Here is a 10553-nt window from a genome sequence, read left to right as displayed (position 1 = left end):
CAATCTGAGCCATGATCAAACTCTTCAATTAAAGTTTTTTTGGTCCGAAGACCTGCTCAATGAATTCTGTTTTGAACATCACCTAAGTGATATTCGATTTGTTCTGTATGAACACTCAGAAATTACATTGATAAATAAATCGTTTTGGCGATTCGTTACCATTGCGTTGTTAGCCGTGGCTTTCAACATGAGTATTCACACAGATTGCATGATTAAATTGTTAAAGAACGTTTAGTTCCCAGTCGCTTGCGACCTAAAGAACGTTGACCAGGTTGCTTTCGCTTCACCTCGTCAGGGCTGCGCATTCTACGCTAGCCGATTTGAAAGTCAATCGTTAATTTCGAGAAATTTTCGATTTATCTTTCTGGTTAGAAACCGCAGCTTCTTAACCACCTGATGTTGCGTTGCGCCTTGCGCTGTGCCGTCTCAGTGGTTGCGCATTATAGGGAGATTCGATTCTGGCGCAAGGCTTTTTTAACGAAAAATTGTAATTAAATTGCACTCACAAGTTTCACTCAACTTATCCACAGGATTTGCAGATACTCCATCTTGTTTTGCTGTTTTTATATGCTAATGTCGGCAAAAAGGAGAACGCTTATGAATCACAAATTACGCCCTTATAAAGGTATTTACCCTAAAGTATCCGATTATTGCTATATAGATGAAGCAGCCGTATTGGTTGGCGATATAGAATTAGCCGAAGATGCAAGCATTTGGCCACTGGTTGCGGCACGTGGCGATGTAAACCATATAAAAATTGGCGCGCGCAGTAACGTTCAAGATGGCACTGTGTTACATGTCACCCGTAAAACAGATAAAAATCCAAATGGATTTCCACTTCTCATTGGGGACGATGTCACCATTGGCCACAAGGCTATGTTACATGGATGCACTGTGGGTAATAGGGTTTTGGTCGGTATGGGCGCAATTATCTTAGATAATGCAATTATTGAAGATGATGTAATTATTGGTGCTGGAGCTCTCGTCCCGCCCGGAAAAACATTAACATCAGGCTACTTATATGTAGGCTCTCCAGCCAAACAAGCGCGAAAGCTGACTCCTGCCGAATTGTCTTTTTTACCTGAATCAGCGCAAAACTATGTGCGCTTAAAAAATGAATACTTGGCCGAACATAATCAGCCAAGTTAAATACAAGGTAGCCTAAAAACCCGCTTCAGCCACTGTAGCGGAGTCAATAATACTTGGGCTGCCTGATTTAGCTAACTCTGCAAGCTCTTTGTCCATAAAATAGAGAGCTTGTTTGTCACCGCCCAGCAAATCGATCTTATCGATAATAGTTTTAAACAGCTTCTCTTCTTCATGCTGCTCAGACACATACCATTGTAAAAAATTAAATGTTGAATAATCTTGGCAGGTAAAAGCTTCATGGGCGAGAGCATTGATTTTTTGTGTAATCATTTGCTCGTGCTCAAGGGTGGCGTGAAATACCTGAGTTAATGATTCAAAATCATGTGGTGGAGCATCAATCGCACCCAGGATTGGTAATGCGCCTGTTTCACTAACATACGTGAATAAACGATGCATATGCTCCATTTCTTCTTTAGCGTGGCCTCGTAAAAATACCGCCGCACCTTCTAACCCCTTATCTTCACACCAAGCGCTCATTTGCAGGTAAAGATTTGAAGAATAAAACTCTAGGTTAATTTGCTCGTTTAATTTCTCGATCATATTAGGCTTTAACATTACAGCTCCTTTAATCGGCTTTTATGATTAGTTACATTTTCACATAGTTAGATGGACAAATACCACCCCACTTTAAATTGCCACCATAAAGTATGAAACTCTCTCAGTGGATCGTTCATTTCTTGACATATTTCACAACCCCATCTACGGACGACTGCTAGAATAGCTAAATTATCAATAGGAGTACTCATCATGGAACTATTATTCAAGGAATGGAAAATATTAAGCTTCATTATGCTACTATTTTTACTCTCTTTTATCTGATTGAAGATATCCCTTTTTAAGCTATGATGCGCACCACTTAAGAACCAACTGACAGTGGCGAACATTGATAACTCTGTACTTAATTCGCCACGGCGAAACCGATGCAAATAAACACGGTATTCTACAAGGCCAACAAAACACCCTACTCAATAGCAACGGCTTATCTCAGGCTAAAACCTTAGCGGGAGCATGCCAACATCTTACGATTAACACTATTCACAGTAGTGACTTAGCAAGAGCGAGCAGTACCGCAGCTCAAATTGCCCAGCCGCATCAACTCACTCCCAAGCTCACACCACTCTTACGCGAGATCGGTTTTGGCTCTTTAGAAGGCCAGCATCTCAAATTGATGCCCGCTGAAAAACAGTATCACTTACAGCGGCTATATACTCAGCAAATCAACCTGCCGTATGCTGACGCAGAGCCGTTAGCTAAACTTGAATCTAGGCTCTCGCAATTTATCAAGCACCTTAGCGCAGAATCATCAGGCAACCACGCGATTATCGGCCACGGCTACAGCTTAAACTATTTACTGCATCATTTATTGAACTGGCCAAAACAGAACATGCAGTTACTTGAGCTCGCCAACTGTAGCGTTACCGAAGTCATTTTTAATCGACAGCAGTGGCAACTCGTTCGCCTTAATCAGCAGGTTAACTCCCTTAGTTCTATACTGAAGTAATAGCATTATAGGAGGACAGCATATGGCTGCTTATCAACACATTTTAGTGGCACTTAGTTTGGATAAAGATAGTCGAACCTTACTAAACAAAGCCGTTGAACGTGCTCGTATCGAACATGCAAAACTAACCCTACTACACGTAAACATGCAACTTAACCAGCTTTATACCGATATGATTGCGATGGACATAGAAGAGATAAAAAAACAACTCACTGAACAATCGATAGCTGAATTAGATACATTAATGGCTGAACTAGATTACCCATTGATAGAGCACAGAATTGTTTGTGGTGAGATGCCTGAAAGCATTTTAACCTCAGCGAAATCCTTAGAAGTTGACTTGATCATTGCCGGCCATCACCACGGACTGTGGAGCTATTTCCACACCACGGCAAAAAAATTGTTGCATCAAGCCCCCTGTGATCTGTTGATTGTGCCAATAACAAATCACTAACATTAAAGCGGAAAAGGCTTACAAAGCACCTTTTTTGTACTCGCCACACGGGCGCATTTACGGCACACGAATTGGGGCTGAATAACCAGCTCCCTCAAGCTAGTATGATGTTTTTCAATATCAGCCCGTTTCCAATCACACAAGGTCTGGTTTTTCTTCATTCATAAACTCAGTATAAAGTATTAATAGCTGTCATATATTTGTAACCGGTAGCCACTAGCATCCGCTTTATCACAACGGCTCTAGGCAACGCATCATGCGCATAAGCACCTTCTCTCTCCTATCATCACTATTACTAATGATATTAGCAAGCATACTCGGTTACTCGATGTGGCACAGCGGCGTTCAAATCCGAACGATGCAACAACAAGCGCAACAATACCAAGCGTTAAAACATCAGATCAGTGTCACTTTTCAACGTACCATCCAAGCTTATTTAAATAGCGGTGACGCAGGACAACTAAATCTCGCACAGCAACAGTTAGACACCTTATCACAACAACTTTCTGCCTTTCCCAATCGACAAGTAGCGCAAATAGATGACAAAGTAGCCGCGTTATCAGAAGGCCTTAATAATGATTATCGTGCAGCAGGTAAACTATCAGGCAACAGTCAACAACTGCTCATTTTCGCTGAGCAAGAAATGTTTGGCTCATTAAACAGCCTACAAAGCTACGCACTTGAGGGACTAAACGAGAATACAGCTTTGGCTACTGCTTATCTTACTCTTTGCCAAGAGCTAAACGAATCACTGATACAACTCAGCCAACAGCGAGCCAAGTACCTGCAGCAAATGCAACCAGAGCAACTCGAAGCAATACACTATTACCAGCAAAAGATGCGCGTAACTTTAGATCGGCTAGTAACGAAAGCGCCGTTAAACATTTATTATATTGTCGAGCGAGATCCTGATGAACTTAGCTTTGATGACGATGAAGATCCGGTTGAAAAAGGCCAAGCGGCTATTGCTGAGCTGGCTAATTTAATTAAACGTTATCCGAAAGAGCTCGACAATACCGAGCATAATATCAATTCCACCATCAAAGCCAGCAATCAACTAAAACAAGAGGTAGATGATCTAGAAACGGCCATATTAGTGATAGAAGCAAAAATACAAGCTGAGACAGAGCAAAACTTGGCTGACATCCGCCTTGCTTTATTGCTATCACTCGCAACGCTCATTGTGTATGCCTTAATCGCATTTGTATTTCAGCAACAGCTTGTCGTCAAGCGCCTCAAGCAATTAAAGAATGCTTTCGCACAACTGGTAGAAACCGGTCTGCCACGTCCCCTCGCCTTAGCTAATTCAAAAGGCGAGTTAGGTGAAATAGCACAGTATTTCAATCAACTGATCACTCATATTCAATCAACACAAGCATATAAAGCCGAACAATTAGTCAAAGTATCCAACGCACTGAAGCTAATGGTTGACCAAGTACAAGTGATCGAGACAGATTCTAAAGCCAACAGCCAGGCCGCCAGTCAAAGCGCAGTAATGGTGCAGGAGCTTAATCAGCTAGCACAAGAGGTTGAACAAAGCTCTCACACTATCCTAGGACATGCTAAAAATAGCGAGGGCGCAATGCTCGACAGCCAAAAATACGCTAAGCAAGTACTTGCTGCGACAGACAACACCAGTCAGGCGGTGCAACGTTGTAATGACTCGCTCGCTTCCCTTAGCCTGTCTGTTGATGATGTTGAAAAAATTATCGATGTCATCAGTAATATTTCTGAACAAACGAATTTATTAGCCCTCAATGCTGCTATTGAGGCAGCTCGAGCTGGCGATCATGGTAGAGGGTTTGCCGTTGTCGCCACCGAAGTCCGACAGTTGTCACTTCGCACCCAAGAATCACTTAGCCAAATATCCACTATCTTAGATCAATTACGCCAAGCGTCATCTGGGTTAAGAAAGGATATAGACGGTATATCAGTGGCTTCAATAAAACAGAAAGAAACGGCTGACACACTGTGGATTACTGCACAAGGCGTAAGAGAAACCGCGGTCAATTCAGCAGTCGTCGCCGAGCAAGGTAGCATTAATGCCAAGCTGCAATCCGATAAGCTGGTCGATTTTGCCTCGGCAATCGAGCAGGTCAAACAGCAATCTCAACAAGTTTCGAGCTTATCGCAACGAATTGCAGAACAAATAAAGCAAGAAGCTGACACCATTATTCATGCTCTGCACAATCAAACAGCAGAACAAGGGGCTTAAGTAAGCCCCTTATTAACATAAACATCAAAGCGGTTACTTTTGGTCGTAAACGCTAGTGTGGGTTTTTGCTGGGCCAACCAAGGTGCATAGTCAGGCCGTTTAACAACCACACGATATTGAGCGGCAGACATGGCGGGAGCAAGTAAAGCATCAGCATCTAAATCAGGCCCTACTAAGTGCTGAAACACACGCATTTCTTTTTTGACTAACGCACTTTTTTTCTTATGGGGAAACATAGGATCAAGGTAAACCACATCAGCTTGAGCATGAGCTAGCCAATCGATCCCTGAATCAAACTGTAATTGCATATTCGCTTGCATCCAAGCGCCTATTTCAGGATCGCGGTAAGCGCGCTGCAAACCATCTTCCAATAAGGCCGCCACCACTGGAGAGCGCTCAACTAAAGTCACCTGACAACCCAAAGAGGCAAATACAAAAGCATCGCGGCCCAAACCTGCGGTAGCATCAATAACCGTTAAACCAGCCTTAGCCTTAATCCCTATCGCTTTAGCGATAGTTTGCCCTTTGCCGCCACCAAACTTGCGCCGATGGGCTGCCGCGCCAGTAACAAAATCAACAGCCACGGCACCGAGCTTAGGCTCATCTACTTTACGTAATTCAAGTTGGGTCGCCGTTAGCACCAACACCAATAAGTCATCAGGCGTTCGCTTGGCGCCAAAGCCCCATTTTTTTCGTAGCTTGTCAGCATCAGCATTAAGCTCAGGGAAATCAGCAAGAAGAGGGATCACAAGCACACTCAATAAGAAATTTTCCGCATCATAGCAGATTAATTCATCGCAATAAAAACCAACCCACTGAGTCACAGTCGGAGATTCAATCTTACTCCATAGCGAGGGAAACCAGCGCCATCATCTCAATCGGCATCGGTTTACCTAAATGGTAGCCTTGCGCAAAATCGACGCCAATTTCAGCTAAGCGCATCATGACTCGCTCATCTTCAACACATTCCGCGATGGTTTGTTTCCCCATCAACTGACTGACCTCGTTGATACTGCGCACCATGGCATAATCCATCTCATCATCAGCTATATCGCGTACAAACAAGCCATCAATCTTCAAGTAGTCTACCGGCAGACGCTTCAAGTAACCAAATGACGAAAGACCAGTACCAAAGTCATCCAGCGCCAATTTACAGCCTAGTTTTTTCAACTCTTTCAGCAAGAAGGAAGCATGACTAAAGTTGGCAATAGCAACGGTTTCGGTTACCTCAAAGCAAATTTTATATAGTGGCAATTCGGAGTCAACCAAAGCCTTAACCAAGTACTCAACGAATTCTTTGTTACCAATCGACTGTCCAGAAAGGTTAATTGAACACTGATCCAATTTCGCCACATGATCTGGATGGCCTTTTAACCAAGCTAAAGTCTTATCGATAATCAGCTTGTCTAACTTATCGGCCAGATTGTAGTTTTCAGCAGCAGGAATAAATAGTCCCGGCGGAGCCAATTTGCCATTATCATCTATCATTCGCGTCAGCACTTCGTAATGAAGATAACTTTTATCCTCGCCTTGAGTCCCTACTCGCTTGATTGGCTGGGCATAAAGACAGAATCGATGTTCTCGCAACGCCTGTTGCACCTTATTTACCCACTGCATTTCTCCGTGGCGTCGCTGCAACTCTTGATCATCTTGTTTAAACACATGAACCCGATTGCGACCTTCATCTTTTGCCGCATAACAAGCCGTATCGGCACAACTTAAAACATACTGGCGATTACCACTGCTCTCATTCATTTCCACTAAACCAATACTCACGCCTAGAGAAAAGGTTTTTTCTTCAGAAATAAAATGGTGTTCAGCAATCGCGGCTATAATGCCATGGGCGTAGGCTAGCGCATCATCAGGTAAACTATCTGCAATTATCACCCCAAATTCATCACCCCCTAAACGCGCCAGTAATGCGTGGGATGGCAAGCTATCAGTTAATAAAGTTGCAAGCTGTTTCAATACTTCATCACCGGCACTATGACCACAGGTATCATTGATAACCTTAAACTGATCCATATCCAAGTACATTAGAGCATGCACCCGGCCGGCATCAGCGGCAGAATCAATATGCTTTTGTAACTCCGATTCAAAAAAGCTGCGGTTACCCAACCCGGTTAAAAAATCATGTGAAGCTTGATATGACAACTGCTCAGACAAATGCTTAGTTTCGGTAATGTCCTCACACACTAAAAAGAACTGCTCTTTACCTGGCACCTTGCGAGTGGTTTCATTAAGCCACAAGGTTTGCCCTAAACGGGTCTGATATTGGATTTGACGACTCAGCAAACCATCAGGATTACTAGCACATTGATTTAAATACTTAACCTGAGTGCCAATATCATGTGCCACCGTGTGGAATAAAGTGATGTTTTTACCAACCAGCTCATCAACGGAATAACCAAGCAGTAACGCACCATAGCGATTACACGAAAGAACTAATCCCTGATTATTAATGGTTAGTAGCATAAACGGGTTTTCATCGTGCAGCACCCGATAACGCGCTTCACTTTCTCTTAATTCGACTTCTGCTCGCTTGATACTATTAATATCGCGACCTTCTAGTAGGATCATCTCAACACCCTGACCACCACGCACGGGTTTCAATGATAAATCCACAATGACCGTCTGCTTACTGCTATTCATTTGCTGACTTTCATAGCGCACAAAATCGCCTTTTTGCGCCATTTCAATCGCAGCAACAAGCTTTTGCTGCTCCTCTAAATCATGGCGCCACCAAGGAGACTCCCAAATATACTCGCCAATTACATCAACCTCATTCAGGCCCAGTAACTGCAACGCGGCCTTATTGGTTTGTAAAATCCGACCTTTATCATCAAGCAAAATAATAAATTGAAAAGCCTCATGAAACAGAGCACTAAAACGGGTGCGACTGGCGCGCAACTCAAGCTCAACACGCTTTTGCTTTAATAAGTTAAATTGCAATAACGCAATAATGATGCAAAGGCTCAACACGATAGCCAACACGACAAAAAAATTGTCACGATAAATGTTGTATTGGTTCTCCGTTTGATTAACCACTAACGAATTTTTTGGTAGCTGATCAAAATCTAACTGCCAATGCTTCAGCAATTCAGCATCAAACACGTATTGGTTATTTGACTTAGTTTCTATGGGTAAAGCTTCAATGGGAACAGAATGAAGAATATCTAAGGCTTTGCGCGCAGCCCGCTCACCTTGACTAAAACCGCTGACCATTTTGCCACCAACAACGACACCATAGCCTAAGGTGTAGTCCCAAGAGCCAAAGATCGGCACCTTAGCCACCTCAAATAACGATTGCAGTAAACTTTCATGCTCTAAGTATTGGCCATCTCGATCACGAGAGAAGACGGTGAACAGAATAATCGCATCCCCGGTAATATTGGTGACCTTTTGCTTTAAGGTAAGAAATGTTTCTTCGTGTAAAACATGTACCTTAGGGTAAATCTGCCTACTTATCCTTTCTATATCGCGCTGTAATAACAGCCCCGTATTGGTATCTTCAACAATCACGTAGACATCTTTAGTGCGCGGTTTCAAACTTAAAGCTGCATTTAAGGTGCCTAACAAGTCAGGGCTCTCAACTACGCCGGTCACTTTCGCCATGCCATCAATTAAGGCGGGGGTAAAATTATTCACGCCAGCAAACACAATAGGTGTATTAGGGAAAAGACGTTGGCCATAAGTTTTTGCTAATGCGAGGGCATTATTGTCGGTAACAATAACGACATCAAAGTCACGATGAGAAAATTTTCGGGCGAAGGCTTCCGTCAGCAACGACATGTATTCATCGGTAAAAAACCGTTTACTGTCTAAATAAGAAACATAAAGAGAGACTTCTTGGTTTTTAAGAATTGACTCGATGCCCGCTTGTAAATCACGAGTCCACTTAAACCCTTGATGATAAGAATGAAGCACAAGTACTTCTTGTTGCTTGGCTTGAACGCCGACACTCAAAATCAACAGCGCTGCACCCAAAAAGAGGGAACAAAAAAAACGGCTTAGCCCTAATATCTGCATCGGGTCTCAGTTAATCTATGGTACAAAAAGATAATCCGAGGGTACTCTGCCCATCGCATTATCGTCAACTTGACCACCAAGAGTTTGTGATCAAGTTGAAAACAATCGCGTCAGCCTAGCTTAGCCTTCAGGGCTAATAGGCAGTTCAGGTTGAACTCCCTCGATATGTAATGTCTGTGTTGGGAAAGCAAATTCAGCATCATAAGACTCAATAATAGCCATCACTTTCAACAACACATCCTGTTTCACCTCATGAAAGTGAACCCAGTTTGTAGTCTTAGTGAAAGTATAAATGAAGAAATCCATTGAGGAGCTACCAAAACCATTAAAATTTACAATCATGGTTTGTGTCGTATCAATTTCATCATGGGCGGTTAGCATCCCTTTCACTTCTTCAACAATAGCAGCCATACTTTTACTATCAGCATAACGAATACCCAAGGTTTCATAAATCCGACGATGGCTCATGCGTGACGGGTTTTCTACCGCAATATTAGAAAACACAGCATTAGGAACATAAAGGGGACGTTTATCAAATGTGCGAATAATACTGACTCGCCAACCTATATGCTCCACGGTTCCTTCAATATTGCGGTCTGGCGAGCGGATCCAGTCGCCAACTTTAAAAGGGCGGTCTAAGTAAATAACGAACGCACCAAAAAAATTTGCTAATAAATCCTTCGCGGCCATACCGACCACTAAACCGCCCACACCACCAAAAGCGAGGACCCCTGAAATACTAAAACCTAAGGTTTGAAAGATTCCTAATGCGGTAATGACTAATACCGCCGCTTTCATCAACTTGCCCAGCGCATTAACCGTAGTTTCATCTTTACCTTGGTCAATAAACTTATGTTCAGCATGAGTAATAAAACGTAGAAATGCCCATGCTATCAACCCAGTTAGCACTAAAGTCAAAGCCAGTGGAATATACTCCAGCAGGGCACTATTTTGATCTTCAGCGTAAACGCTGGCGACCATGGCCAACCCCACGGTTAATACTATCCAATTAATTGGCTTCCAAATTGACGCCCAAATGGCATCATCCCAACCGGTTCTTGTCAGCGTGACAAGGCGCTCCATTTTTTTCGCAAAAATACGCCACAATACAAAAGCGACACTTGTGATAAGCAAAATCACACTTACATCGAACATCCAATTATTGGTTTTATAACTGGCGACCAGATTCGAAATCCACTCCATAT

Annotated in this window: 8 protein-coding genes; 4 read left to right on the top strand and 4 right to left on the bottom strand. The window is 42.9% G+C overall.

The genetic code is table 11. The features are described from left to right. The first annotated feature begins 597 nt into the window (after window positions 1–597). Window positions 598–1149: a gamma carbonic anhydrase family protein gene (locus Q4519_RS06435; RefSeq protein ID WP_232803027.1), complete on the top strand. Its 552-nt coding sequence runs from the start codon at window positions 598–600 to the stop codon at window positions 1147–1149. Window positions 1150–1161: 12 nt separating this feature from the next. Here Q4519_RS06435 and ftnA read toward each other — a convergent pair whose 3' ends face one another. After that, window positions 1162–1704 (bottom strand): non-heme ferritin, encoded by a 543-nt coding sequence (gene ftnA, locus Q4519_RS06430; protein WP_232803029.1) that lies wholly within the window; start codon window positions 1702–1704, stop codon window positions 1162–1164. A gap of 328 nt (window positions 1705–2032) precedes the next feature. Between ftnA and Q4519_RS06425 the strand changes: the two genes are divergently transcribed. From Q4519_RS06425 to Q4519_RS06415, 3 genes are all read left to right on the top strand, one after another. Continuing rightward, window positions 2033–2650 (top strand): histidine phosphatase family protein, encoded by a 618-nt coding sequence (locus Q4519_RS06425; protein WP_303510883.1) that lies wholly within the window; start codon window positions 2033–2035, stop codon window positions 2648–2650. Window positions 2651–2672: 22 nt separating this feature from the next. Continuing rightward, window positions 2673–3104 carry a universal stress protein gene (locus Q4519_RS06420; RefSeq protein ID WP_232803037.1) on the top strand — a complete coding sequence of 144 codons (432 nt, stop codon included), beginning with the start codon at window positions 2673–2675 and terminating at the stop codon, window positions 3102–3104. Window positions 3105–3360: 256 nt separating this feature from the next. Further along, window positions 3361–5319 (top strand): methyl-accepting chemotaxis protein, encoded by a 1959-nt coding sequence (locus Q4519_RS06415; protein ID WP_303510880.1) that lies wholly within the window; start codon window positions 3361–3363, stop codon window positions 5317–5319. On the opposite strand, the gene Q4519_RS06410 is transcribed toward Q4519_RS06415, so the two are convergent. The 3 genes from Q4519_RS06410 to Q4519_RS06400 form a co-directional block, all read right to left on the bottom strand. Next, complete coding sequence (locus Q4519_RS06410; RefSeq protein WP_303510878.1) at window positions 5316–6143, bottom strand: class I SAM-dependent methyltransferase; 828 nt, start codon at window positions 6141–6143, stop codon at window positions 5316–5318. The genes Q4519_RS06415 and Q4519_RS06410 overlap by 4 nt on opposite strands. Window positions 6144–6159: 16 nt before the next feature. Further along, the gene (locus tag Q4519_RS06405; protein WP_303510877.1) at window positions 6160–9348 is read right to left on the bottom strand and encodes an EAL domain-containing protein; all 3189 of its coding nucleotides are present in this window, start codon (window positions 9346–9348) and stop codon (window positions 6160–6162) included. Window positions 9349–9468: 120 nt separating this feature from the next. Continuing rightward, complete coding sequence (locus tag Q4519_RS06400) at window positions 9469–10551, bottom strand: mechanosensitive ion channel family protein (RefSeq protein ID WP_232803053.1); 1083 nt, start codon at window positions 10549–10551, stop codon at window positions 9469–9471. Window positions 10552–10553: the final 2 nt, after the last annotated feature.

Origin of the sequence: Motilimonas sp. 1_MG-2023 (assembly GCF_030547455.1) — a bacterium.
Lineage (GTDB): Bacteria > Pseudomonadota > Gammaproteobacteria > Enterobacterales > CBDFNC01 > Motilimonas.
This window is presented reverse-complemented; position numbering and strand designations above follow the sequence as displayed.

Coding starts and splice junctions, on each gene's coding strand:
- Q4519_RS06435 (WP_232803027.1), top strand. CDS start 598: ATGAATCACAAATTACGCCCTTATAAAGGTATTTACCCTAAAGTATCC.
- Q4519_RS06420 (WP_232803037.1), top strand. CDS start 2,673: ATGGCTGCTTATCAACACATTTTAGTGGCACTTAGTTTGGATAAAGAT.
- Q4519_RS06415 (WP_303510880.1), top strand. CDS start 3,361: ATGCGCATAAGCACCTTCTCTCTCCTATCATCACTATTACTAATGATA.
- Q4519_RS06400 (WP_232803053.1), bottom strand. CDS start 10,551: ATGGAGTGGATTTCGAATCTGGTCGCCAGTTATAAAACCAATAATTGG.
- Q4519_RS06405 (WP_303510877.1), bottom strand. CDS start 9,348: ATGCAGATATTAGGGCTAAGCCGTTTTTTTTGTTCCCTCTTTTTGGGT.
- ftnA (WP_232803029.1), bottom strand. CDS start 1,704: ATGTTAAAGCCTAATATGATCGAGAAATTAAACGAGCAAATTAACCTA.